14 protein-coding genes are annotated in these 24,647 nt (G+C 59.8%); 1 reads left to right on the forward strand and 13 read right to left on the reverse strand.

From position 1 onward, the window contains the following. Window positions 1-7: 7 nt before the first annotated feature. From abc-f to ybaK, 9 genes are all read right to left on the reverse strand, one after another. Window positions 8-1,612, reverse strand: a complete 1,605-nt coding sequence (gene abc-f / locus AC6UAL_RS05000; RefSeq protein WP_500682269.1) for a ribosomal protection-like ABC-F family protein — start codon at window positions 1,610-1,612, stop codon at window positions 8-10. 254 nt (window positions 1,613-1,866) lie between these two features. Beyond that, entirely contained in the window at window positions 1,867-2,955 is a 1,089-nt protein-coding gene (locus AC6UAL_RS05005) for a lipoprotein N-acyltransferase Lnb domain-containing protein (protein ID WP_500682270.1), read from the reverse strand. Window positions 2,956-3,048: 93 nt separating this feature from the next. Next, window positions 3,049-5,622, reverse strand: a complete 2,574-nt coding sequence (locus AC6UAL_RS05010) for an SH3 domain-containing protein (protein ID WP_500682271.1) — start codon at window positions 5,620-5,622, stop codon at window positions 3,049-3,051. Window positions 5,623-5,664: 42 nt separating this feature from the next. Then, window positions 5,665-7,821 (reverse strand): vWA domain-containing protein, encoded by a 2,157-nt coding sequence (locus AC6UAL_RS05015; protein ID WP_500682272.1) that lies wholly within the window; start codon window positions 7,819-7,821, stop codon window positions 5,665-5,667. Between the two features lie 39 nt (window positions 7,822-7,860). Then, the gene (locus AC6UAL_RS05020; RefSeq protein ID WP_500682273.1) at window positions 7,861-8,979 is read right to left on the reverse strand and encodes a VWA domain-containing protein; all 1,119 of its coding nucleotides are present in this window, start codon (window positions 8,977-8,979) and stop codon (window positions 7,861-7,863) included. Beyond that, entirely contained in the window at window positions 8,976-9,536 is a 561-nt protein-coding gene (locus AC6UAL_RS05025; protein ID WP_500682274.1) for a hypothetical protein, read from the reverse strand. Before AC6UAL_RS05025 ends, AC6UAL_RS05020 begins: the two co-directional genes overlap by 4 nt. A gap of 12 nt (window positions 9,537-9,548) precedes the next feature. Beyond that, window positions 9,549-10,436, reverse strand: coding sequence for a DUF58 domain-containing protein (locus tag AC6UAL_RS05030; RefSeq protein WP_500682275.1), 888 nt, complete (start codon window positions 10,434-10,436; stop codon window positions 9,549-9,551). A gap of 196 nt (window positions 10,437-10,632) precedes the next feature. Beyond that, window positions 10,633-11,616, reverse strand: coding sequence for an AAA family ATPase (locus tag AC6UAL_RS05035; protein ID WP_500682276.1), 984 nt, complete (start codon window positions 11,614-11,616; stop codon window positions 10,633-10,635). A 221-nt stretch (window positions 11,617-11,837) separates the two neighbouring features. After that, window positions 11,838-12,329: a Cys-tRNA(Pro) deacylase gene (gene ybaK, locus AC6UAL_RS05040; protein ID WP_500682277.1), complete on the reverse strand. Its 492-nt coding sequence runs from the start codon at window positions 12,327-12,329 to the stop codon at window positions 11,838-11,840. Between the two features lie 331 nt (window positions 12,330-12,660). Here ybaK and ilvN point away from each other — a divergent pair, with 331 nt between their 5' ends. Then, window positions 12,661-13,164, forward strand: a complete 504-nt coding sequence (gene ilvN, locus AC6UAL_RS05045) for an acetolactate synthase small subunit (RefSeq protein ID WP_500682278.1) — start codon at window positions 12,661-12,663, stop codon at window positions 13,162-13,164. A gap of 510 nt (window positions 13,165-13,674) precedes the next feature. Here the strand turns inward: ilvN and AC6UAL_RS05050 are convergent. The 4 genes from AC6UAL_RS05050 to AC6UAL_RS05065 are packed head-to-tail and all read right to left on the reverse strand — an operon-like array spanning window position 13,675 to window position 24,362. Then, on the reverse strand, window positions 13,675-15,519 hold the full coding sequence (locus AC6UAL_RS05050; RefSeq protein ID WP_500682279.1) for a nuclease-related domain-containing DEAD/DEAH box helicase: 1,845 nt from the start codon (window positions 15,517-15,519) through the stop codon (window positions 13,675-13,677). Between the two features lies 1 nt (window position 15,520). After that, the gene (locus AC6UAL_RS05055) at window positions 15,521-21,616 is read right to left on the reverse strand and encodes a DEAD/DEAH box helicase (RefSeq protein WP_500682280.1); all 6,096 of its coding nucleotides are present in this window, start codon (window positions 21,614-21,616) and stop codon (window positions 15,521-15,523) included. Window positions 21,617-21,621: 5 nt separating this feature from the next. After that, the gene (locus tag AC6UAL_RS05060) at window positions 21,622-24,102 is read right to left on the reverse strand and encodes a hypothetical protein (protein WP_500682281.1); all 2,481 of its coding nucleotides are present in this window, start codon (window positions 24,100-24,102) and stop codon (window positions 21,622-21,624) included. Between the two features lie 8 nt (window positions 24,103-24,110). Next, window positions 24,111-24,362 carry a hypothetical protein gene (locus AC6UAL_RS05065; RefSeq protein WP_500682282.1) on the reverse strand — a complete coding sequence of 84 codons (252 nt, stop codon included), beginning with the start codon at window positions 24,360-24,362 and terminating at the stop codon, window positions 24,111-24,113. Window positions 24,363-24,647 lie beyond the last annotated feature (285 nt).

Genomic DNA, 24,647 nt, shown 5'->3' on the forward strand with positions numbered 1-24,647 from the left:
GGCGGACTCAGACGTCCATCGCCGTCTGGTCATTGAGGATGCCCGACTTCTCGAGGTAGTAGTCGTAGCCTCCGGCGTAGGGCGTGACGGTGCCGTGGTTGATGTGCAGGGTCTTTTCGGCCAGCGAGCGGATGAAGTGCACGTCGTGCGAGATGAACACGAGCGTCCCTTGGTAGTTCTTGAGCGCCTGGCAGAGCGCCTCGACGCTCATCAGGTCGAGGTGCGTCGTCGGCTCGTCCATCAGCAGCAGATTGGGCGGGTTGACGAGGAATTTCACGAGGCTGAGGCGCGACTTTTCGCCGCCTGAGAGCACCTCGACGCGCTTGTCGACATCCTGACGGCGGAACATGAAGGAGCCGAGCACCGCGCGCGCTTCCTCCTCGCGCAGTTCGGGATCCGCCTTCATGATTTCCTCCAGCACCGTGAAGTTGGGCGTGAGGTTCTCCGAGCGCATCTGTGAGAAGTAGCCGATGCGCGTGGTGGTGCCGACGATGCGCTTGCCTGCGTCGATGGGAACGACGCCCGCCAGAACCTTCAGCAGGGTGGATTTGCCCGCGCCGTTCGGGCCGACGAGCACGATGCGATCGCCGCGTTCGATGAGCAGATCGAGGTTTTTGTAGATGCGCCGCTCGCCGTAGCTCTGCCCCACCTTCTCCAGCTCGAGCACGCGCTGCATGCTGCGCGGCGGCTGCGGGAAGATGAACTTGAATATCTTGCGGGCCTGACGCGGCTTTTCGATGCGGCGCATCTTCTCCAGCTGCTTGATGCGGCTCTGCACCTGAGCCGCCTTGGAAGCGACGGAGCGGAAGCGCTCGATGAAGGCCTCGAAGTGCGCGATTTCGCGCTGCTGGTTGCGCCAAGCCGCGAGTTGGAGCTCGTAGCGCTGCTCCTTGAGTTCGAGGAAGCGCGTGTAGTTGCCCGAGTAGCGCACCAACTCCGCGTTTTCGATATCGTAGACCGTCTCCACCAGCTCGTCCATGAAATCGCGGTCGTGCGAAATCATGAAGATGGCTCCGGGGTAATTGAGCAGGTAGCGCCGCAGCCACAGCAGGCTCATGAGATCGAGGTGGTTGGTCGGCTCGTCGAGCATCAGCAGATCGGGCTCGGCCACCAGCAGCTGGGCGAGATGCGCGCGCATGACCCAGCCGCCGCTCATCTCGCGCGCCGGTCGGTTGAAATCTTCGTCGCGGAAGGCGAGCCCCTTGAGGATCTTCTTTGCCTTGGGTTCGAGTTGGTAGCCGTTGTGCGAGATGAAGGTATCGGTTGCGTGGGCGTAGCTGTCGCTGCTGTTGTCGCCCTTGGCTTCGCATTCCCGCAGGGTGCGGATGGCTTCACCCATGTCGGGCGTTACGCTCATGGCGATTTCGAGAACCGTGCGGTCGCTCGGGTCCCCCGCCTCTTGCGGCAGGTAGCCGACAACGGCGTAGTCATCCATCACGATTTGTCCCTCATCGGGGCTGTCTTCGCCCCGAATCATGCGGAAGAGGGTGGATTTGCCCGCGCCGTTCGGGCCGACGAGGGCGATGCGTTCGCCCCAGTTGACGACGAGCTCGGTCTCGTAGAAGAGGGTGCGCCCGGCGTGGGCCTTGGTCAGGTTCTTGATGGTCAGCATGCGCGGGGGAGTATACAGCAAAAGCGACAAAAGGCAACAGTTTTCGCTCGCGGCGCCGCGCAGGCGGAGCCGCCGCGGACGGGGCGAGGCCGCTGCGGGACGTGCAGCAGGAGGCTGCGGGACGAAATGCAGGAGGCTGCGGGACGTGGAGCAGAAGGCTGTAGGCCGGGCAGCAGGCCACTGCGGGACGTGCGCAGGAGGCTGCGGAACGGGTGCAGGTGCCGCCCTCCGCCGTCAGCCGGGGGCGGCGCGGCTCAGGGCCGGGCCGCGGTCTCGGCGTCCGGGTGCCCGGTGCGGAGCCTCAGCGCCTGTGAGTAGCTTTGCCCCGGCGCCGGGGTGATGTCGTAACCGACGCGGCAGCGCTCGCGCAGCTGCTGCCAGCTCTCTCCCTCGCGAGCCTTGAGGCCACCGAAGCGGTAGAGCAGCTCGGCAATGCGCCCGTTGTTGATCGGCAGGAGGCGGTATTGCAGCGGGATGAGCTTGCGCATCGGGCTAAAGATTTTGACGATGGCCGTCGAGCAGTTGTCGGTGAGGGTGTTGTAGGCTTCGTGCCGCTCACTGCTCTGTCGGGCGATGGCGACGATGTGCCGCAGCAGCGCCTGAGCCTGCTCGGGCGTCACGTTCATCGGGAAGAGATAGAGATCCTCATGGCGGTAGTTGCTGCGCAGGGCGAAGATGTCATCTTCGCTGCCGAAAACGTAGAGAATGCCGTAGCGCTTGTAGAGCCCCGCCAATCCGTTTTGCTCTTCGCCCTCCGGCAGCCGCGTTTCGGGTGAAACAACGAGGTGCTGCCCGTCGCTGAAATTGAACACCAGCATCGTGTGGCAGAAAAACTCGTGCCCGTCCCAATGGCAGGGCGCAAAGTCCACCCCGGTGAGTTTGCTCAGATCATACACCGCGCGGCGGTAGCGTACATCGTAGTCCTCCGTGCTGCGGTAGCGGAAATCGCGCAAGTTCTCCACCACCAGCTCCGAGCCTTCGAGACTCAGCCCGGGCTCGCGTCCCCAAGGCTTTTGCCAAGCTGCGGGATGCGGCGGCGGCAGGAGCATGAAGTAGACCGCTCCGCCCGCCACCGGCAGCCAGAGAAGGCGGCCGAGGCGATAGCGGCTGCGTTGCAGCCAAACGATGGCCAGAAGCGGCAGTGTGACGCAGAGGCTCAGCGTTTGCCAGACGGCCAGCCCGAGCAGCCACAGCAGCGCCGGAACAAGCAACAGCAGGTTGAGCAGGTGCAGCGTGCGGCTCAGCAGGCTCAGCAGTCGCGGACGCCGACTGCTGCTTGCCTGTTCGTCCTGGGTCGGGTCGCAGACTGCTTCGGGTGAGGTGACCGGCGCTGTTTCATTCATGGTCGGCAAATGCGGCGAGAGCTTGGGACAAAACGGAGAGAACGCGAGAAGCAGGGGAGGCGTCAGCGCCGGGAAAACAATGACCTGTGCGCATCAGAAGCGCAGCGACAGAGGCATGCGCGCCTCCGAGCCCTCCGGGTTGAGCGGCTCGGCGTCTCTGCTGTGAATCCAGCCACGGTTGCCGGCGGCATCTTCCACGTAGCTCCAGTCACCGCGCACGGCAAGCCGTTGCAGCGGGGTGGAGGCCGGGAGCGTCTGGCTGTCGGCGGTCGATTCCGTGGCGGAGTTGCTCAGGCGACTGTCGCGGACGAGGTAGACGAGGTTGTCCGGCGGATCGGCAACGTAGTCCGGGGTCTTGCGCGTCGCGTAGTAGACCTGATTGATCACGCAGAGCACGGAGAGCACCAAAAAGAGCCCCGTGAGGAAGTTGCGCCACGGGCGGGGGCGCCTGCCGGGCACCGCCAGCAGAGCAGCGCAGAAGAGGAAGGCCGCCGTGACGATGATGGTCGCCGCGTAAAGCTGCGAGCGATTGAGGAAGGTGAAGACCTCATCACCCGTGCTGCGCGGCCGAATCGGAACACCTTGCAGGCGCTGCACGAAGGCGAGATTTTTCTCCGCCTCGACGAAGCCCGGGTCGAGGTGCAGCGCTCGCGCGTAGGCCAGCGCCGCATAGCCGGGGCGCTTGAGCCGGTACTCGCAGTTGCCGATGTTGTAGTAGAGCAGGGCGGGATCCGCCTGCTCGCTCTGCGCGGATTTGCCGTCTAGAATCTGCTGCAGGATGTCTTTGGCTCGGCTGAATTGCCCGCCTTCGTAGGCTTTCTGCGCCTCCTGCATCGTGATTTCCGCCGCCGCTATCTCCTTGCCGACAGCCGGAGCCGCAGGCGCGGCCGGGTTTGCCTGAGCTTGTGCCGGAGCCTGTGCCGGAGCCTGTGCCGCCGACGGCGCCTGGGCGGACTCCTCGGCCGAGGAGGGCGTGCTCAGTGCGAGACCTATGGCCAAGGCGAGAGTCGCCGTTGCGCTGATGGCTTTGCGGAGAAGGCGCAGGATGCGGTTGCGCTCATCGGGGCTAATGCGCGTTTGCCCCGAATCCGGTCGGAAGGCCAGCTCATCGCGGCGAGCCAGAATATCCTGCAACTCGGGGGTTATTCTTGCCGACGGAATGCGGCTTTCAATCAGACTGCCGGCACTGCGCAGAAAGTCGAGGTCATTATCCTTGGCTGCCAACTCGCGCAAGTCGCGCTCGCCCGCGCCCTTTGCCGCGCGAGCTGAAACAAAACGATACAGCGCGTTGAGGCCCAAGCCCGCAAAAATTCCCAGTCCCGGCAGATACAACAGTAGCCAGACCCAACGCGGCATGGCCATGAAAGAGAAAGTTCCCTCGGGCATGTATCCGTAAATATCCGTCATCTCAACGACGGTTGCCTCTTTGGCGGGCGGTGCGGCAGCCTGCTGCCCGGCGGACGCGCTGCCGGCGTTTTCCGTCTGCTTCCACGGCAGCGGAATGGGAGCGCTGGCAGCGTTGCGGTACTCTTGGAGTTGGGGATCGAAGTAGCTGAAGCCAAAGGAAGGGATGCCCCTGACTTCGGCCGTCGGGCGCATGAGAACCGAGAAGGTGACGCCGGTGAGCTCGCCTGCGGCGTTGCGGATTTCCCGGCGCGTCGGCTTGGGCGTCATGAGCTTCCAGGCCGAAGCGTCGTCGGGCTTGGGGCAGGGCAGGTATGACAGCCCGCTGTCGCCCGTAACGGTGATTTCGACTTCAACCGGCTCGTGCATGGCCAGATAAGTCGCGTCGCTCTTGCTCTTGACGGAGAACTGGCCGACAATGTCGTTGAAGTCCGCCGGAGCGCCGGGGGGAAGCGGCAGAACGCTGAGTTTCAGCGAAGCGAGCGGAATCGTCATCTCCGCAATGCCTCGGCGGTGGCAGATGATCGTCTCACCCTGAACCACCTGAGAGCCCTTGCCGGTGGGGATGAACTCACCCTTGTAGTCCATGCTCCACCAGTCCTGCCCGTCCGCATACGCGACTGATGGCCGGCTGTTGAGCGATGCCGGGCCGAAAGAGGCCACGCGGACGTCGACGGACTGCATCTGGGGAACGGCCGGCGCAACAAAGTCAACCGGTTGTAAGGGCAAAAGCAGCTTGAGCCGCGCTTCAACCGGCTGATTGGCGTAATACTCCTTCTCCGGCACATACCAGAGGCAACCGTAGCGCACCTCCTTGAGAACCCGGCCGCCGCCGAGCGGCAGACCTCCGCCGGGAAGCTTCCGGCTCATCCACTGAATGTCGGCCGTCGACAGAACCGTCAACGCCGGAATGCGGACTTTCTCACTGCGCCCGCTGTCGAACTGCACCTCGACTTCCTGCGGCTCAACGGTGCCGGGTTTGTCGGGAATGACGCGGATGCCGCGGACGTTGATGCAGCGGCGGTTGCTGATGTCGATGCTCGATCTCTGCTCGTTGAAGCTGTTGTCGACGCGAGCGTTCGGCAAGGACAATCTTTGTTTCAGCCGAAAGGCGTCGGGCGTCGGTGACTCGCTGATCAGGAGAAGGTAGACGCCTTCGCCGGGCAGCGCCGCTTCGGTGGACCATTTCGCTTGAAGATCGGCAGCTGCCCGAGGGGCAAGCAGCACGAGGAGGGTCGTGAGGAAGGTGATGACGGCTTTCATGACGGGAAAAGGGGAGGGGGTGGTGAACAGGGGTCAAAAAACTCAATAGTCTTTGTCGGGAGCGGCATTGAAATCGTTGCTGTGCGGAATCGGCGAGCCGGACTCTTCATCGGCGTGCATTTCGAGCACGCCCGAGGCGCGTCGGCGCTCCTTGCGCTTCTCGTCGGCCTGATCCGCTGCTCCCTCACGTTGCTGCGGCTCGGCTTGTTCGTCCTTGGGCTCAGTAGATGGCTTTTGTTGCTGCTTTTGCTGCTGCTGTTCGCGTTCGCGAGCCTTCTGCTCTTTCTCCGCCTGCTCTTCGGCTCGGGACTTTTGATCCTTATCGGAGCGATCAGAGCTTTGTTGGTCATTCTGCTGATCCTGCTGATTCTGTTGGTTCTGCTGATTCTGTTGGTTCTGCTGATTCTGTTGATTCTGCTGATTCTGCTGATTCTGCTGATTCTGTTGATTCTGTTGATTCTGTTGATTCTGCTGATCCTGTTGATTCTGCTGATCCTGCTGATCCTGCTGATCCTGTTGATCCTGTTGATCCTGTTGATTCTGCTGATCCTGTTGATTCTGCTGATTCTGTTGATCCTGTTGATCCTGTTGATCCTGTTGATCCTGTTGATTCTGCTGATTCTGCTGATTCTGCTGATTCTGCTGATCCTGCTGATCCTGCTGCTGCTGTTGCTGTTGCTGTTGCTGTTGCTGTTGCTGTTGCTGTTGCTCCTGCTGCTCGAGTTTTTCGATTTCTTCTTCGAGGACGCGTCGGAGTTTTTCAAGCTTTTCGAGGTTCTTCCGAGCCTCCTGACGCTGAGGATGGAGCTTGTCTGCCTGTCTGTAGCCGTTCATGGCCTTGTCGAGATCGCTGACGACGGCGCGGAGCTCGTCGGCCGTCGGCGTCTTGGTGTCGGGCTTGTCGGCGTTAGCCGCCTGCGCGGAGTCTTCTTCCGCACCGTAGAGGCTGCGCAGCGACTTCAGAACGGCTCGGGCGTCGATCTGTGCGAGCTGGTAGAGCGCGGCTGCCTGCATGTCCGTATCCTCATCGAGCAGGGCTTCGGAGAAGGCTTCGGCCGCTTCGTCCGGCTTGTCGCCGATCAGGCTCAGCCCCCGATGAAAGGCGTCGACGGCATCGGCGCTCGGCGCCGCTTGCGCCGGGGCTGCTGCCATGAGCGTTGCGCCGAGCAGAATCGCCAAGCTGCTGAGGCTCTGCATGGGCCGGGCGCGCTTCCACTCCGTCCCCAGAATGATGGCGGCCACAAGCAGCAGCAGCGAAAGCGCGGCAAAATAACCGAAAAGCTCGCGGGGCACCTTGCTGTCGTCGGTTTGCTCTTCGTGTCGGTCAATGTCGGCGATCGCCTCGCGGATGAAGCCGGCGAGGTCGGATCCGTTTTCCAGCTTCAGGAAGCTGCCCTCCGTTGCATCCGAGAATTGGCGGAGCGCTTGAGAATCGAGTCGGCTGATGACGTGTCGGCCGCGTCCGTCGGTGTAGAGTCCGTTGCTGTTGCGTGCATCGGGAATCGCGCCGCCGGCCTCGGTGCCGACGCCCACGGTGATGATGAGCAAGTTGTTCTGCTTGGCCTCGCGAGCCATGGCGAGAGAGCTGCCGACGGTGTCTTCGCCGTCGCTGAAGATGATCAGCGCGTTGGAGCTTGTGGGAGCGCTGCGTTTGAACACACTCAGGGCGCACTTGATCACATTGCCGAAGTTCGTGCCGCCGTAGCCCGCCCACTCGCGGTTGACTTGGGCGAGCGTGTCGCGCAGAGCCGTGTGGTCGTAGGTCAGCGGAATGATGAGGTCGGCCTCGCCGGAGAAGAGGATGAGGCCGATTTTGTCCTGCGGCAGCGCGTCGACCAGCTCGTATGCGGCGGCGCGGGCGGCTTCGAGGCGAGAGGGTTTGACGTCGGGCGTCTCCATCGAGCGAGAAATGTCGAGGGCGATGAGCAGGTTGCGACCGCCCGTGCTGCTGCGGCCTGCCGTGTAGCCGTTGATCGGGCGCGCCGTCGCGATGATGCCGCAGACCAGAGCGGAGAGAGCCAGAACGGAGGGCAGCAGGACGCGCCACGGGGCGCGGCGCCGCACCAGTTCCTGTTCATGGGCCTCGGACACCAAGCGGCGCCATCCGTTGCCTCGGCGCAGGTGAGCCGTGACAATCACCGCCGCCAGAATCAGCGGCAGCGCAAGAGCAAGCAGCACGTAGGGGTAGAGAAAAGACATATCCGAAGGTGGCGGGGGTCAGTCGCGGAGAGAAAAAAGTCAGGGAGCGGGTGCGGGGCGCAGGCTGCGCAGAAGGATACTCAGAGCCAGAAGCAGACAGCCCAGAGCCAGCGGCCAGTAAAAGAGCTCGCGAACCGTGGTGACGGCTCGCTGTTTGATATCCGACTTCTCGAGCCGATCGATATCGGAAAAAGCCTTCATCAGCTCATTGCCGCTGCTGGCGCGGTAATACTGCCCGCCGGTGATGGCGGCAATCTCCTTGAGCGATTCTTCGTCGATGCTGTTGATGTTGGCCGTGTACTGAGAGAGCCTGCGATCCTGACCGATGCCGATGGGGAAAATCTTGATGCCGAGCTTCGCGGCCTCGCGGGCGGCATCCTGCGGAGAGATGCTGCCCATGTTGCTCACGCCGTCCGTCACCAGAATGATGACCTTGGATTTGGCGCGCTCATTCTCGGGCAGCCCTTGGTCGCCTTTTTCTCCGACGTCTTCCGGATCTCGGAGCCTCAGAGCCGCAGAGACAATGGCCGTGCCGATGGCCGTGCCCTGCTCGCGGATGTAGCCCGGGCGGAATCTGTCGCCGAGGTAAAAATGCTCGAGAATGTAGCGCACGAGCGTGTGGTCGAGTGTCAGGGGGCTGCAGGACTTGGCCTTGCCGGCAAAGGCGACGAGGCCGATGCGGTCATGGGGTCGGCCGTCAATGAAGTTGTTGATGACGAACTTGGCGGCCGTGAGGCGATCGACCGTTCGGCGGATGCGACGCCCGTAGGAGTCCTGAGCCGTGATGAGCATGTCTTCCTCCCCCATCGAGCCCGAGAGGTCGCAGGCGACCATGATGTCGATGCACTTGACGGTCTTTTCTTCAAAATGGTTGAGCCAGCGAGGTTGTGCCAGAGCCACAATGAGGCAGGCCGCCGCAAGAGACATCAGAATCGGGCCGAGGCGCCCGGCCAGAGTGGCGGGGCGGCTGAGTTCACCCGCCGCAAAGCGGATGCTGGGGTGGATGACGCAGGTGGCGCTGCCGCTGCGGCGGCGCAGCAGAAGCAGCAGCGGGACGAGGAGCAGCAGAAAGAGAAGCTCCGGGTGCGCGAAGGAGAACTCCCGCACGGCGTCAGGCGGCGTGATGACGGCGAACAGAAGGTGAGAAGATGCAGTCATGAGTGGTGTTGGGGCGCGGCGGCCGTTGAGGCGGCGTGCTGCGCCGCCGCGATGCGGACGATGATTTCTCGCGCACGAGCGAGCATTTGTACGCATTGTTCGTTGTCTTCAGCCTGACCGGGGGCGTACTTGACGGCCGCAAGCTCCTCCAGCAGGGAGAAAAGGTCGCGGCGGCAGGCGGCGGGGATGCTCTCCAAGGCGTTGAAGCGCAGGCTGAACTCCTCGTGCGTCTCAAAGAGAGCCGGGTCCTGCGTCTCTCCGGTTAGATACTCGCGCAACAGCATCGAGAGCTCGATGCTGAAGTCGCGCAGAGAAAGCCGCTTCTGCCCCAGTGCATCGAGAGCGCGCAGGGCAAGCTCCTCCGGCGTCGGCGCCGCTTGCGTTTGCCGACTTCGCCGTCGCTGCCAAAAGAAAAGAGCGAGAGCAGCCAGAGCGACGGCAAGGGCGGAACCGAGGCCGACCTGAAGCCAGAAGTGGCTTACCTCAAAGGTCTCCGGCGGCAGGTCGGCCTGCAGCTCGGGGATGGCGTCCAGAATGTCGGTAGCGGAGGCGGGCATGGTCATCAGCAATCAGCGGGCAAAGAGGCGACTGCGTTGGGCGAAGAGGCGGCGCAGCGCCGGGATGAAATCCTGCGTCGTGAGCAAATCGAGGCTGTCGATGCCCAACTGGGCAAACACGCGGCTCCAGCTGCGCCGATGCTCTTCCACGGCGGCGGCATGCTTGGCTCGCAGAGCAGCATTGAGGTTGGCTGCGAGAATCTCCCCCGTCTCGGGATCGCGCAAAAAGACGCGCCCCGCTTCGGGCATCTCCAGCTCGGCGGGATCATTCACGCGCACGGGAATCAGCTCGTGGCGGAAGCTGAGTTTGCCGATGGCTCGCTTGTCGGGCTGAGCGAAAAAATCGCTGATGAGAAACACCATCGCACTCTTGCGCTGCGTGCCGAGAATCTCATCGGCCACCGCCTCCACCGTGTCGTCACTTCCCTGCGCCGGAGCCGAGACAATCTCGCGCACAATGCGCAGGCACTGCTTCATGCCCTTGGCCGGGGGCAGGTAGAAGTGGGGTTGGTGGCCGAAGCGCAGCAGCCCCACCTTATCGCCGTTTTGAGCGGCGCTGTAAGCCAGCACCGCCGCGATGAGCGCGGCGTATTCGAGCTTGGTGTCCTTCACGCCGCCGGAAGCATAGCCCATGGATCCGCTGGCATCGACGGCCAGCAGCAGATTCTGTTCGCGCTCCTCGCGAAACTTGCGGACATAGGGCGTGCCCGTGCGAGCCGTCACCTTCCAGTCGATGAAGCGAGGCTCGTCGCCGGGGAGGTATTCGCGGAAGTCATCGAAGTCGAGACCCTGCCCGCGGAAGCTGGAGCGGTACTGGCCGGCAAACGTCGCCGTCGTCAGCTTGCGCGCCATCATCTCGATGCGGCGCACCTTCTGCATGATCTGCTGAGTTCTGTCCATGAGGCTGGGGAAGTGAAGAGAGTGTGAAACGGGCGAGGGAAGACAGCGGCGAAAGGCCGGCTCTCCCGCTCGGCCTGGCGCTGAAAGCCGCAGCTCCGGCGCCCGGCCTGCTGCCGACCACGCCGCCGGAATCGGCCGAAGCAATCGGCGGAAGCGATATCGGCGGAAGCGTCGGCCGCGCCGCGCGCCGAGCCCGTTACGGCACCGGCACCTTCGAGAGAATGCGGTCGATGACCATGTCGCTCGTCACGCTGGCAGCCTCCGCCTCGTATGAAAGCAGAATGCGGTGGCGGAGAATGTCGTGGGCGAGATCCTTGATGTCCTGAGGCTTGACGTAGCTGCGGCGATTCATGAAGGCCAGAGCCTTGCTCGCCAGCGCAATGTTGATCGTGGCTCGCGGAGAGGCGCCCGCCCGCACCATGCCGTCCAGATCGCGGTCGACGCGCTCGGGTTCGCGCGTGGCGCGGACGAGGTCCACAATGTAGCCCTCGACGGCCGGGTCTATGTAGATCTGATTCATCAGGCGGCGCGACGCATCGAGCTCCTCGACCGAGAGCACCGGCTGCGTCGTCGGCGCCGCGCCGGTATTGCTCATCATGCGCAGCACCTGAAGCTCGTCTTCGCGCGCGGGGTAGCTCACGACCACCTTGAAGAGGAAGCGGTCGAGCTGAGCTTCCGGGAGCTGATAAGTGCCCTCCTGCTCGATGGGGTTCTGCGTGGCCAGCACCAGGAAGGGATTGGGAAGAGGATAGCTCGTCTCACCCAGCGTCACTTGGCGCTCCTGCATGGCCTCGAGCAGAGCGCTCTGCACCTTGGCGGGGGCTCGGTTAATTTCGTCGGCCAGAATGAGGTTGGCGAACACAGGACCCTTCTTGGCCGTAAACGCCCGCTCTTCGGGGTTGTACACCATCGTTCCCAGCAAGTCGGCCGGCAGAAGATCGGGGGTGAACTGGATGCGGGAGAAGGCCGCGTGCATCGTTCCGGCCAGCGCCTTGACCGAGAGCGTCTTGGCCAGGCCCGGCACGCCTTCGAGAAGCACGTGTCCCTTGCAGAGCAGGCTCAGCAGCAGTCGGTTGATCAGCTCATGCTGACCCACCACGACCTTGGCCATCTCTGACCTGACGGCGGCGACCCAGCCCGATTGTTCGGCGATTTGCTCATTGATGTCCTGTGTGTTCATGGTTGCGGTTTAGACGGAGTCTATCATGTTATCATGAGTAATCAAGTGCTCATGTACGGTTCATGACACAACTCGCGGGCGCGCCGTTGCATATCTGTTGGCTGCCGGCGGCAGACTTGTTTCCGGCCGAGAGCCGCACCCGGTTGAGAGTGAGTCGCGCTCTGCCGTGAGGGGACAGCGCATCGCTGAGAGAGAGCAGCACGCAGTTGAGAGAGCAGCCCTCAGTTGTGGATAAGTGCCGTGGTGAGATCCGCCGTCTCAAAACGCACGAGCTGCGAGAGCTCCTCGAGACCGACCTGCACCTGCAGACCGATGCGGCCGCCGGAAAAAATAATGCTCTCGAAATTGCGGGCGCTCGCGTCGATGACCGTGCGGAAGTGTTTTTTCATACCGATGGGCGAGCAACCGCCGTGCACGTAACCCGTGAGCGGCAGCAGCTCCTTCTGCTTGAGCATCTCGAGAGACTTCTCACCGACGGCTTTGGCCGCCTTGCGAAGGTCGAGCCCGGCCCCCACGGGAATCACGAACACGTAATGAGCGCCGCTGCGGCCCGTGGTGACGAGCGTCTTGAAAACCTGTGCGGGATCCTGCCCCAAGCGCTCGGCCACCTCCAGCCCGGTGATAGCCTGCTCACTCTCGTAGGTGTAGGAGCTGAAGGGAAGTTTCTTCTGCTCCAGCAAACGCATGACATTGGTTTTCTCCGCCGCTTTCATCTCTGCGCCACTTGTACCACGAGAGCCGCAACTTGTAAACGCTCTTTTGCGTGCAGCGAGGGCAGGTCGTCTCGCGGCGCGAGCGGATGCAACGGTGGAGGCGAAAGGGAAGGGCGACGGTGAAGGGCGATGGAGGCGGAGGACGGTGAAGGGCGACGGTGGAGCGAGCATCCTGGCGAAAAAGGCCGAAGAGTCGCCCTCGTGTGCGGCGCGAGCCCGGGGAGAAGGGGGCGGTGCGGGGCGATGCCGCAGGATTTCTGAGAGCCGGCACAGTCCTCTGTCGGTTACGGACTTGACGAAGACTGGCGTTTTGAGTAAAATGATCCCCGCCATGGAAAACATTTTGCCGAACTCGAAGCATACGCACACGATATCCGTCCTTGTGGAAAACAAGTTTGGCGTGCTTTCTCGCGTGGCTGGCCTCTTCTCAGGCCGTGGGTACAACATCCATTCGCTCAACGTCGCCCCCTGCGAGGATCCCCGTTTCTCGCGCATGACGATCGACGTCAACGAGCACCGCGAAAAGCTCGACCAGGTGATCAAGCAACTCAGCAAGCTGGTCAACGTGGTAGAGGTGACCGACTTCCGCTTCGTACCCACCGTCTACCGTGAAATCGTGCTGATGCGCGTGCGCTTCGGCGAGAAGAAGCAGGAGATTCTCGAACTCTGCAACATCTTCGGAGCCAAGGTGCTCGACGCCACGCGCTCCACGCTCACCATCGAGATCTCGGGCGGCGAGTTCCGCCTCGCTCGCTTCCTCAACCTCATGGAGGACTACGACGTGGACATGATCACGCGCTCCGGCAAGATCGCCGTGGTCAAGCCCCACAGCTGATACCGCGCGGCACCGGGCTCCGCCGCTTGCCCCGTCGCGAGCGCGGCCTTCGCCGCCGTACGGCACCCTCGCCTTGGGTTCTCATGCCCCTTTCATCAGGGAGTCCCGCTCGGGACTCCCTTTTTTTCGGCGCAGTCAATCGTTGCTCGTCGAGGTGCTCGTTGCCCGTTCGCGCAAACACCCCCTGCGCGAGAGCTCATCCGAAAGGGTGATGCCCTCCCGCGTCCGCTTCAGTCCGGCGCGGCGGCGCGATAGGCTCGATTCAGGAATCATCATTCGGCAATACTCGGGCTTTCTGCCGGTAGGAATATCCTCGGGACCCGGCTCTGAGAGGGGTATGCGAGCTTCCCTCCATTCACCCGAGGGTAGCATGCCGCAGAGGCGGTGAATGCGATCCTTTTCATAAATGGTCATCATCCTGCCGTGATCCGCAAAGCCCATCTTCGCCGCCTTAAGGCCGAGGCGTTTGCCGTGCGCTCGGGGCGCGTTGGTCAACAGACTCTGTCCGGGTTATTCATCCCATGAATCGTCTTTGGCTCTGTTCGCCTCAGCTTCAGCCTCTTGCGACCATTGTTCAAGCGGCTCTCTGCCGCCGGGTGCCGGCAGAATGTAGAGTGCAAACTTGGCCCGCGAGGCGGCAACGTAGAAGTCTTCGAACGACTGCACATTGTCCGTCGTTTTAGTGTCTTGCGGTGCACAGTCCGTCAGAATAACGTAATCGGCCTCCAATCCTTTGAAGGAGCGTATGGTGGAGCGTCGGATGCGGCCGTCGACTTTCGGAAATGCGTTATTCGCGTTGCCCTCTTTGTATGGCGAGAGAATGGCGATATCCGAAGGGTTGACGCCTTCGTTCCCGATGAGTTGTTGCACGAGTTCGGATATCTTTTGCCTCCTTGTAGCAACGTCGAATTCTTCGAAGATGCTAACGGTTCGCCCATCGAGCGATTCCAGCGGAACGGGCAGGTCTTTCTCTTGAATCCCGTCGCGTATGAGGCAGCGAGAGTTGAAAAGGGCAATCGAGCGAGCGTTGCGAAGATTGTGCCGTAAATGAATTTTCATGGGGACATCCAATGCGGCTTCTCGGCCCTTGTAGAGGGTTTGGTTGACGTCACAGAAGTAATAGACCCGCCCCCCGCTATTTCCCTGTTCCGGCTCTTCCGGGCGGCAATAGGTGCTCAAGGCACTCAACCACATCGGATCGAAATCCTGTGCTTCATCGATAAAGATATGATCAAAACTTTCGGGAGTGCTGCCGTGCTTGCCGACGTGCTCAAAGAGAGTGTTCTGAAACTGTTTTGCGACCTCGGCCCAGACTTGAGATTGTCCGTAGCGCTTTGTTGCGCAGCTGAAATCCCCCCATGAGGGGTCAAAGCGTCTGAGTCTTTTGAGGGCGAATGAGTGGAACGAGTCTACTTCGATCTTGCGCTTGTCGTTCGTCGGGAGGTTGGAAAATTGCTTCTTCAAGTGCTCGGCCAGTGCTCTGTTGTAACAGACGATGAGGATGCTCAATGGCGCATCTGCTCGGACGGCCTCACGATAGAGCCGTTCTGCTTCCCGAAGGAGCATGACGGTTTTACCGGATCCGGCACAGCCCGAGACCATGACGTCGACGCTGCTTTCCGCCGTGGCTTCGAGCAAAACGGTGGCTCGCCGGGCGGCGATTTCCAGATGGCGGCGGTAGAGCTCGGGATCTGCTTCCAGCGTCAGACAGGGCTTGACTTCGTAGCGCATCCGTTGCATCACGTTTTCATCGAACTCGTCGGAATCCCACCGATCACCGAAGTACGATTCGAACAAACGGGCAAGTTCGCCGGAGCGGCCGAGTCCCTCGAGGTTTTGCAGGCCGCAGATGTAGTGCTGCTCCGGGGCAAAGGGTAGTTGTTGCCTGTCTCGCTGCAAAGCCTCATCATCGAGTTTCACCATATTGACCAAGATTGCGGCGCAGCAGTAGCGCAGTTTGGGGAAGAAATAACCCTTCCCCTCTTCAGTGACGGAGCCATCCTGCTTGCGTGCCTTGATGAACTGTTTGCAGGCGAGAAAGGCCTGTTCCAGAGGTGTGTTTTTGGCCATATCATGCCAGCTCCGATCGTCTGCGTGGTACTCTTGCCACACACCGTCTCGAATCTGAATGTTTTGGTGAGCCTTCACCTCAAGCACGAGGATGCCTTTGCGAGGTATGAGGAGGACGAAGTCCGCTTCGTAGTTAATGTCCCCTCTATTTTCCCTCACGCTGTGCATGACGATCCACTCGTCCGGAAGATACTTTTTGAGAATCTCAAAGACAGCATCTTCGCCCTTGGGAATGCCGCACAACGAGAGATTGACGACGGGTTTTCCCGGATACATTCTAGCCATATCAGTTCAAAATCAGTTGGTAAAATTCAAATTTTTCAGCATTTAACTCAGGCCCGGGGAGAGACAAAAAGATGTGGGTCTTTGAAGCGTAAATGGCTCGCATTTCCGTTTCCTTGCCGTTCCTGATGACGCGACATGGGGGGAAGGGACCGAGTCGTCTGAGTTTGAGGTCTCTGACGAATTGAAGTTGCTCTCGGGTGGCCCGCGGTTTCTCGCGGCCTGAGGATGCCTGATCGGCCGGAGACGGGCATGGCGGCAGGGGGGAGACAGGATGCTCAACTTCAGGCTTCGGGAATGGCTCTGCAGGAGGTTGAGGCTGCGGCGAGCATGCCTCAGGGCTTTCATCAGAGCCGAGCATGTGTTGCAGAATGAAGGCGGCATCGTGGGCATCCAGGATGTCGTGTTCGGTCTGGTTGGAATAGCTCTTCAGGCACTTGTAGCATGAGTGGTACTCTTGCACGGCTTCCTCTTCTCGCGCCATCAGGCAGTCATGGTGCGTCATGACGATACCTTGGTGAGCATCGCGCAGACTAAAGCATTCACAACTCTTGCAGAGGGCGAGGGCTTCTTCCAAAATGCGTTTCGTGAGCTCGACGCAGCTGTTGCCCTGCTGCTGCGCTTCTTCCTTCGTCTTGCCCTTGATCAACCGCAGCATGGCACCTGAACCACTCGCCGTATTATCAAAGAGAACGATGTGCGGAATCTTGTCGATTTCAGTCGTCAGAGCCCCGATGTCCAGAGGTGAGACGTGAAGCACTTTGGCGAGGGCTTTGACGATAGCCTGCGTCGCCGACCTCCAGGCTCGGCTTCGATGCACGTCGCTGTCCCAGCAGGGATTGTCGGGAAGCGGACTCGCTTCGGGATTTAGCGACAGCATGACGATGTCCGTCCTGAAGGCGTAGTAGAGCGCATCGATATTCTCGTCACCTCTCTTGAAATCCTTGGACAATATATTCAGATAGATGATCTCTCGGCTGTCCGAGGATGAGGCTTGGGTGCGGGTGCCGTCGATGTCCCACGTTTCACTTCTGTGGCCGATGTAGCAGCAACGGCGCGGGGGGTGGACGTTGAGAGGGACAGCATTCGCCTTTTGACTCGGTTCCGCTTGGAATGCATCGGGCCTGCTGGCCGTCATGCGCTGCATCGCAGCCCCGCATTGCGGACACTTGGGTAACTCGTCATCGCCTTCATCGTACATCACGCAGAGGCATTGCTTCTGCGTGCACGCAAGGAATTGCTTGTCCTCTTCGATGTCCAGTTGTTCCTTTTTGCCTTTGCCACGATAGCTGCCCAGCCAGATGGGGCTCTTCGATTCGTACTTGCGCTTGTTTGCGAGAACGACCTGCCCCGGAGCATACTCGTACAGGCCCTGTTTGATATCCCGGCTGAGGTCGACTTTGCCGAGGCGCGATTCGTCCTTTCCGGCGAGGCGCAGGGTGATGACCTCACAGGGGAATCCGTAGCGCGAGAGAACGCGGAATCTGGCTAACACGTCCACCGTCTGAGCATTGGCCATGCGTCGGCAGTAGGAGCCTTTACTGCTGTCCATGATGTCAGCGGGTATTTTCCCGCCTCCGGCCGTCAGAATCTCCAATTCGTAACGACGCGCAGCCGAGGCCTTCCACGGATCAGCCTCGTTGTAGCTGCCCTTGTTGTCGGGATTCGGCAGGAAGGGGCCCGAGAGTTCCAAGTAACTTGGCGTTTCATCGAAATTCGGCAGCCGATTCTTATACCTATCAAGCCCGTTGCTCAAGCCGGTGATCTGGAGGCACAAATCATCCGCAACCGAGTAATCAAGCGAGTCTCCGGCAATGGCGCGGCAACGTTCCTGCACCTCGTCGCGGTGTTCCTCCACCCATGCGGGAAGGTCGGAGATGCAGGAGAGGCGTTGTTTGTCTCCTTCACCGGTGTTCAGAAAGAAATGACCGCTGAGCTTCCAGAGTTTTTGTTTATTCCCGCTTTTGAGGCTGCTCAGGAAGAGTTGGAGGGCGACGGCTCGCAGATGCTTGGCTCTGAAACTCTTGTTGTGGCTGTAGATGACGGGGGGCGTAACCTCCCCGAAGAACATGTCCTCGGGGTGCTGAGAGAAGTGAACGTCGTGAGCCCGCCCCGTGGCCAGCGTCAGCACGTAGGCAGATGAGCCGGCGCGTCGACCGGCACGGCCGGCCCTCTGGCGATAACTCGCCACGGAGGGCGGCATATCGCACAGCAGAACGCAGTTCAGGCTCCCCACGTCCACACCCATCTCAAAGGTGGTCGTGCAGGAGAGAATGTTGATTGTTCCCTCGGTGAATTTCTGCTGGTAGAGCCGCTTCGTCTCTTTGGCCAGTTGAGCCGAATGCTCATCGGCTTCGTAGAAAACGGTGACGAGATTCGGATCGCGCTCAAGCATCGCGCGCCCGGCAGGCGTCAGCTTCAAACGGACGTCGTACAGGTCAATTTTGCCGTCGATGAGAATGCTGTTCCGCAGATAATCCAGCAAAAACGCGGCGGCTTTACGGTTTGTTGGTTCTTGAAGGCTGTCGCGGATGAGAGAAAGGACGGCTTCTTCCTTCTTGCCGTAAGTCTCATTTTTTCTACAGTAAAGCCCTTTGCCGTCGGCGCTTTTGGCTGTATCATCGTTCCAGCGGTCAGCCTGACCAAAACCTCCATAGCTCGCCTTAACTCTATCGCTCGCCTTAACGCTGAGGAAGATATCGGTATACACCGCCTGAAAGGCCTTTTCTGCCGCATCGTCATCGCGGCAGAAGTCTTTGAATCGCTTCCAATCCGAAGAGTTCTCTTTGCTGCTTTCGTGTTTCCAAGAGTAGACCCTCAGCGGCGCCTCGGGACCTTTCACCGCGCAGTATCGCCCGGGTGAGCGCAGCAGAGAGAACATGGTGAGCAGAGCCGCCACGCCTTCGCTGAAGTCTTCAGTCTCTTGCGCTCCGTTTTCACCATTTTTCGTGAACTCCTTCTGCAGCAGGTAGTCGCCGCCCGCCCTGCGAAGGCGTCCCGTGAAGCCCGGCATGAGCAGGAGGGGGGAGTTTGCCAGTCGTTTGGCTAGGCTTTCTTCGAGTGGCGCAGCGTGTTCGGGCGGAAAGTTTGGGTTCGTTCTTATGACAAAGAGACAGTTCAAATCCATGTCCTTGCTGACGTCATACTTCTCTGGGACGTCGCTTTTTTCATCGCGGCTCTTCCCCGTGCAGAATTCAACAAGCTTGTTGAGTGCTTTCCGGGGATCAGTCTCCTCGAGCTCCTGCACGCATTCCATGAGAAGGCGCAGCACATGACGCTCTTCGGCGCTGTTTTCATACTCGACGGGAATGGCTGCGGCCTGGCTCCGCGAGTCGGAGAAGGTCAGCAATTTGCGCCCATGCTGCGGGTGCTTGCGCGGATCGATGCCGAACTCCGGATCGGCCAGCTTCACCAAACTGTCTATCACGGTTGTACGCGAAAAGTCCGATCCGGTATTGTAGGGGCCGATGATGCCGTAGGTTGTACTCGTTTGGCTACTGGAGCCGCAGTGTGGGCACTCTCCGATGTTTGATGTGGCTGCGTTCTGCGCCGTTTTTTGAGCCTCAGTCTGTGATGCGGCTGCATGCAGCCGCAGGGGAATGAGACCGCCAGTGGCTTCGTGGTCGTAGAGCTTGCGGCGTTGCGCATCCAACCAGTACTCGGCTTTCTCCCCCTCGCAGCAGCGGGCAAAGGCGTGCAGCCCGAGCCCCGCTCCCCCGAAGCGATAGACGGTTTCTCCCATAGCAGGCATTTTGCCTGCCACCATGGCGCCGCTCGCATAAAGCATCAGATAGGGGTGACCGCAGTTGTAACACTGCCCGAGTTCGTAGAGTTGATACTCTTGGCCGTCATCGGTTCGGAGCGCCGAGTTTTCCGCCTCTTCATTGAGCACGAGGTGTAAATGATTTTGCTCATCGAACCATACGGCGGCTCCTTCGATGCGGTTGACGAGCTGGTGATAGCGCAGATCCATGAGTGGAGCCTTATTGGGCAGCGCCTCGTCCTGCGTCAGCGTCAGCAGCTTAATGAAGGCTTCGAACTCCGCCGTTTCGTCGCCGAAGCATTCTCGGCAAAGGTCTTCTTCTTTGGCGTGGCCTGCCTTGAGAAGCTCCGCCATGACGCCGAGCTCCCGATGCGTCAGAATATAGTCGGTAATGAGAGCCTTCGCCGAGCGTTCTTCCGCCTTCGTGTTGAGAAGATCTGCCCACTTTTCGGCGATTCGGCTCCGCATGCCGCGGATGCGCTCTCTCATTACACGCACTTGCTCTGCCCCCCTCTTGAGCAACTCGGTGAACGCATTGGTCCATTCAAACTTCCAGCGAGCTACTTCAACATCCAAGTCCTCGGCTTTGTTGTACTCTTCCTGAAGACTCAGCAAGAGCTGGGCCAGAATCGGAAGCAAGGACAAAGACCGGAGCTTGACTACATCTTCTTTCTGCTCACAGAACTTGAGAATGCTGCTTTTCCGGGCTTCTACGGCGGAGTTCAGCCGTTCCCCCGAGATATTCCGCAACTTCTGCCGAAAGGCCTCCGGTTCCTGTCCTTGATAAAAGAGCAGAAGGCTCTGTAGAGAATCTAGAGAATCGAGCGAGGAATTGCGCCTCAGGCTGATATCCTGATCCTCCATTCCCAAGGCTTCCAAACAGGTGCTCAAGGCGATCAGATCTCCCAGTGCCGCTTCCGTCGGATTCTCACGCTTCAGGAACTGCTCGAGGTAGTCAAATCGCCCGAGCCACGACTGGGCTTGATGCAGCCACTTCGTCTGCGCGAAGAGAGAGCTTTCAATGGGCCTCAGTTGCTCCAAATGGCTGCCGGCCAGATACTCTCCGAGATCAATTCCCTCTTCGGCAAGCAGCCGTGCATAGGTGCCGCCGGGCCGCTGTCGGGCATCGTCAGACTCCCAGTCTGCCCGGTAATGTTCGCCTTGCAGGACGATAAAGTTTCCGTTTGCCTCGGGGCACTCATCCTGTGTCCTGCGATCGCGGCAGCGGAAGATGTCTTGGGCAAAATCCAGAGCCTGTTGTTCGGCGTCTTCCCCGGTTGAGATTGTGGCGGAGGTTGCGAGAAATTGAATGCGCCGCTGAGCTTCGCCGTTATCCTGAGCCGTGATGCCGCCCTCAGACACGCGGTCGATCAGGCGGCGCAGCAGCCATGAGATTTCCGTTCCGAGGGAGCCCGTATAGGTGTGCGCCTCATCCAGAACGATGTACTTCCACGTCTGCGGCTCGGGCGAGAAGATGGCACTCTTGTCGGGATCGAGCAGTAGACGCTCCAGCATGGAATAGTTGGTGATGAGGATGTCTGCCGGCCCGTGCACATGATCCGTCCACCACGAGCGCTTCACATACTCGTTGTCCGCCGTCTCATCCTCGCTCAGGTAGGCGTGATCGCAGCGGCTTGCTTCTTCAGGACTGCTAAAATAGGCTTCGCCTGTTTTGTCATCCTTGAGCCTTTTCACCCATCTGCTTGCTCCCGATGGTTGCGAGTCGAACTCGCCGGTATAGTAGCCGAAGGTAATGTCTCCGGCATAATCCACCGTATCTCCGGCCAGCTTCAACAATCGGCGAAGACGCAGCAGCTGGTCATTGACAAGCGCATTCATGGGGTAGAGAATCATGGCACGCACACCGGGGGTGTAGGCGATGTTCCGTTCTTTGCATTCCTTGCGCTCTTTGATGATACCGTTGATGACCGGGATAAGGAAGCTTTCGGTCTTGCCCGAGCCTGTGCCCGTGCAGACCATCACGTTCTTTCGGGCGGCGATAGCGCGCGCTGCCTCGGCCTGATGGGCATAGAGGGTGACGTCTTCGGGAGCACCTTGACCGAAGTATCGCGCAAACAGGTTGGCGGTTTCAGGCTCGAGTGCTCCTTCTGCAACCAGTTGGGCCAGGTTTGAGTGTTCGCCTTGGGCGTAATACCGCAGCCGTTCGACGTAGGGAGGCGACACAAAGCGAAACGCCGGAGCGTGGTCCGCGTCGCCCTCGTAGAGGCGGCGGATCTCTTCGCTCAGTTCGGTATCATATCCTTCGACGGGGCGGGTGCGCCGCATTTGCTTCACCAAAGCGGCGTTGACAGACTGCGAGACTTGATGCGGGTTCATCGGTGTTACATGTAGGTGGGTTTGTAGCTTGCGGCATCTTCGCGCAGCTTTTGCAGAATCTGCTCGCTGGAGAAAAGGGGATTGAGCCGATAAGCGTCACGCGGCTTCGATTCGGGATCTTGGAGCAGCTTGACGAGCTTGTCAATCTCTTCTCCGGTGACATATTTCCCTTTTCTCATGCGATCGAACAGTTTAGGCTGGATACTCGGGTTGGCTCCGATGCGCTTGGCCATGTCCTTCGGGAGACCGAGGTTGTCGCTGCCCTTCTCATACCACGCAATGTCGGGCGCATCTTGGAGCGGTTTGAATTGTTCGGGCAGGCAGAGGATTCCCTCGTTTGTCGACACGCGCGAGTCCTCGATTCGAATCCGGTAGAATCCGTTCGGGTCACGAGAATCGAACAGGGTGTTTACTTCGCAGCTATGGTCCTCAGACCAATTCAGTGCAGAGCAGTCCAGCTTCCGCACCTCCGAAATGACATTCGGATTGAACATGGCGGACTCGTGGAGAATGCAGAGCGTGCAGCACTCGCGATCGGCGGGGAGCATGCAGAGGTACAGGCGAATGGAGCCTTCTTGATCCTTGTCGAAGTAAAACTCCTTGCTGCGGCGGACGGAACCGCTCAGCAACGCTTTTTTGTCCCGGCCGTCAGGAGAGGTGCTGATAAAAAACTCAAACTCCTGTGTGGGGCGGAGGCCGGGGAAGAGCCTGCTCAAAAGGGTGCCGGCCTTGATACCGTCGGACGAAGCGCAGCTCAGCGCGTAGGCATCGAGAGCTTTGCCTTCTCCGTTAGCTCCGAGATGCAGGTAGACCTTACTCCCCCCCGGTTTCACCAACTCAAGCTTCCATGATTCCCAGCCGGCGGCAGTGTGCAGAGCGGTATTGACGTTGCACGGTGTATCGCCTTGTTTCCAGCGCCAGACCACGTGCTTGATCGGGGTGCAGACACAGAGGGAAGCGCTGCCGTCTTCAGGCGTCACCAGCCGGTGCTCTTCGAGGTTTTTGGCGACGCTCCACGTGTCTTCGTCGGGAGGTTCAACCGCGTTCTCTCGCCAGTTGCGGGGCAGGTAGAGCAAGGTCGCTTTGGTGATGCATTGGCGGAGGCTTTCGCGCAGCTCCTTCGTGCCTTCCGAACGGCCCACACTGACGGGCAGCAGTTTCAGATGCGGTAGCCGCAGAGACTCCAGACAGCAGCCCTCCTCAGGCTCAAATATCTCACCGGGAGGAGCATCGGGAAGGCGCACGACTCCTTCGGGAAGATGGACGGAGTCGACGCCGTCGGCCTTCAGGTAAACGACGTCGAGCCCCTCGCCGCGGTTTTCTTCAATGACTTTAACGCTTCCCTCGTCTTTGACCCAGATGTTCGGATTGGGAAGCGGGTGGAGTTCTATTTCAGGCTTCCAAAGAGCCTCGAAGAGGACAGCGTTGCTTCCTTGAATGTTGACGGAGTGAATGCGTGCGCGGTGCAGAGGGCTTTGCGTCTTGAAATCTCTGATTTCTAATGTGGAGCAGTAGCAGTCAGAACCAACGAGTTTTTCATTTCGATCGAGAGAGACACAGGCCAGTGCCTTTTCTTCGCCCTCGCGATGCAGAGCGAGAGATAGGGTCGGATTGCTCTTTCCGCTGTGCAACACGACGAGCTTCAAATCGGGAGTTTGAACGAGGGTGCGGGGAGCGATCATGGGCAATTCAGCCGTTTGAAGTTTGGGATACTGGTTGCGGAACACCATGCAGCCGCCGCAGGAGGTGATGGTGGGCAACGTGCAGCTGGGGTGGGTTCCTCCCTCGGTGAGGAGTTCGAGCCGGAGCTCTTCTTCACTCATGGGGCTGAAGCCCCGTTCCCACAGCTCGACGGCTTCGTAGCCAAGTTCGCTGCTCGGCATGTCGAACTCATGCTCGAGCGAGCCTTGGCTGATCCTCAGCTTGCAGTCGGCGAGGCGGTCAGCCTTTTCCAGCGAGAGGTAGAGACGATGGCAGTTGCCGTCGCGATACAACATCCATTGGGCTCGCAGGACGGTTTTTTTATTCTGATCGGCGAGCGCGGTGATGGCCTTCAGCCAAGGCCACGTTTCGTAGACTTTCACAGGGATCTCGTCCTGTGAACTCGTGATGGCCTCAAGAGCCAACATCCATTCGAATCTCGAATGCTCCCAGAGCGCGACGGCGTATTTGGGGTTTTTCCGAAGAACGGACTCGATCCTACTGAGTCGGACTTCAAAATCCTGTTTGAGGTTCCGGGTTTGCAGATTGACGTCTTGCTTCAGTTTGTCGAGCTCGTCTTTGGTCATGTGCGCCAGTGTCATCCAACTTCTGCCGTTGCTGAGCAGGTTGACATTGCGTTCGACCAACAGTTTATGAAAGGCTGTGTTAACATCGATGACCACAGAGCTGTCGCCGCCCCTTTCAGCCTTGAGGATGGGGCATTGAGTCTTCAACCAGTCCATGACGCTGACGGTTTCCTCATCACAGTCGTCATGCCACGGCATGTCTCGCCTCACAATAAGTTTTCGAATTTCATCGACATCTTTTTGCCGTTGAATATCAGCAGCCTGTTTCCAATCTCTACCGTCGGATTTTTCATAAAAGGCACGAACCAAGTAGAGCATAACTGCGTAATAGCATTGGCGAATTTGGCCGGGCGATAAGATGAAATCTTTTCTGTTCTGTTGCAGCTTCCCGTAGGTGTCACCGTCGAGAAATCTGTCGTCCAAAGCGTAACATAACAGGGGAGGATGAAGGCTGCCATGCTGGAATTGTTTGGCTACGGAGCGCATTTGCTCGTGTATCGAATAAAGCCTGTCGCGAAGTTGTTCCATGTTCTTCATGTTCGGGATGGTGGAAGAGGGCTCATTGGTGGAAGGCTTGGCCATTTCACAACTGAAATGGCTCCGGCTCCCCACGCTCCTCATTATGCCATAAATCATGGGGAAAGAGCAAGAAAATTGTATAGATTTTCACACCTGTCCCAAAGTTTGAGCAGGGGGGAAAAGGGATGCAGTAATCATGCGGGTTGTCGGGCAAGGAGAGGGCA

The organism is Candidatus Parakkermansia intestinigallinarum (assembly GCF_944389695.1).
GTDB lineage: Bacteria > Verrucomicrobiota > Verrucomicrobiia > Verrucomicrobiales > Akkermansiaceae > Akkermansia > Akkermansia intestinigallinarum.

Excerpts from the sequence above, each read along its gene's own strand:
- abc-f (WP_500682269.1), bottom strand. The coding sequence starts at position 1,612 with ATGCTGACCATCAAGAACCTGACCAAGGCCCACGCCGGGCGCACCCTC.
- AC6UAL_RS05005 (WP_500682270.1), bottom strand. The coding sequence starts at position 2,955 with ATGAATGAAACAGCGCCGGTCACCTCACCCGAAGCAGTCTGCGACCCG.
- AC6UAL_RS05010 (WP_500682271.1), bottom strand. The coding sequence starts at position 5,622 with ATGAAAGCCGTCATCACCTTCCTCACGACCCTCCTCGTGCTGCTTGCC.
- AC6UAL_RS05015 (WP_500682272.1), bottom strand. The coding sequence starts at position 7,821 with ATGTCTTTTCTCTACCCCTACGTGCTGCTTGCTCTTGCGCTGCCGCTG.
- AC6UAL_RS05020 (WP_500682273.1), bottom strand. The coding sequence starts at position 8,979 with ATGACTGCATCTTCTCACCTTCTGTTCGCCGTCATCACGCCGCCTGAC.
- AC6UAL_RS05025 (WP_500682274.1), bottom strand. The coding sequence starts at position 9,536 with ATGCCCGCCTCCGCTACCGACATTCTGGACGCCATCCCCGAGCTGCAG.
- AC6UAL_RS05030 (WP_500682275.1), bottom strand. The coding sequence starts at position 10,436 with ATGGACAGAACTCAGCAGATCATGCAGAAGGTGCGCCGCATCGAGATG.
- AC6UAL_RS05035 (WP_500682276.1), bottom strand. The coding sequence starts at position 11,616 with ATGAACACACAGGACATCAATGAGCAAATCGCCGAACAATCGGGCTGG.
- ybaK (WP_500682277.1), bottom strand. The coding sequence starts at position 12,329 with ATGAAAGCGGCGGAGAAAACCAATGTCATGCGTTTGCTGGAGCAGAAG.
- ilvN (WP_500682278.1), top strand. The coding sequence starts at position 12,661 with ATGGAAAACATTTTGCCGAACTCGAAGCATACGCACACGATATCCGTC.
- AC6UAL_RS05050 (WP_500682279.1), bottom strand. The coding sequence starts at position 15,519 with ATGGCTAGAATGTATCCGGGAAAACCCGTCGTCAATCTCTCGTTGTGC.
- AC6UAL_RS05055 (WP_500682280.1), bottom strand. The coding sequence starts at position 21,616 with ATGAACCCGCATCAAGTCTCGCAGTCTGTCAACGCCGCTTTGGTGAAG.
- AC6UAL_RS05060 (WP_500682281.1), bottom strand. The coding sequence starts at position 24,102 with ATGCCGTGGCATGACGACTGTGATGAGGAAACCGTCAGCGTCATGGAC.
- AC6UAL_RS05065 (WP_500682282.1), bottom strand. The coding sequence starts at position 24,362 with ATGGCAGCCTTCATCCTCCCCTGTTATGTTACGCTTTGGACGACAGAT.